This window comes from Mesorhizobium sp. M2A.F.Ca.ET.037.01.1.1 (assembly GCF_003998075.1).
In the GTDB taxonomy this organism is placed as follows: Bacteria; Pseudomonadota; Alphaproteobacteria; order Rhizobiales; family Rhizobiaceae; genus Mesorhizobium.
Genome location: NZ_RZSA01001832.1, coordinates 1 through 427, shown reverse-complemented (window position 1 = coordinate 427; position 427 = coordinate 1). Strand labels below are relative to the sequence as shown.

General features: G+C 63.7%; 1 protein-coding gene. It reads left to right on the top strand.

Annotated elements, in window-relative coordinates; genetic code table 11:
• Positions 1–427: 3-hydroxyacyl-CoA dehydrogenase family protein (locus EOA27_RS40050; protein WP_245491446.1), on the top strand; the 427-nt coding region annotated here is incomplete at both ends.

The window sequence follows — 427 nt, the reverse complement described above, 5'->3', positions numbered from 1 at the left end:
ATGCTGATCGAGGGCGTCCCGGCGCCGATGATCGAGAACGCCGCCAAGGCCGCCGGCATGCCGGTCGGCCCGCTCGCTCTGACCGACGAGACGGCCGTCGACCTTGCCCAGAAGATCATGAAGCAGACCATCCGGGATCTCGGCGAGAAGGCGGTCGACCCGAAGCAGATGGCGCTGATCAACACCATGGTCGACAGGCATGGCCGCTTCGGCCGCAAGAATGGCAAGGGTTTCTACGACTATCCGGCGAAGCCCGCGAAGAAGAAGCTGTGGCCGGGCCTGAAGGACCTCTATCCGCAGCTCAACCCTGACAAGATCGACTATGAGGAGTTGAAGCAGCGCCTTTTGGTCACCATCGCGTTGGAAGCGGCGCGCGTGATGGAGGAAGGCATCGTCACCGACCCGCGCGAGGCCGATGTCGGCTCGA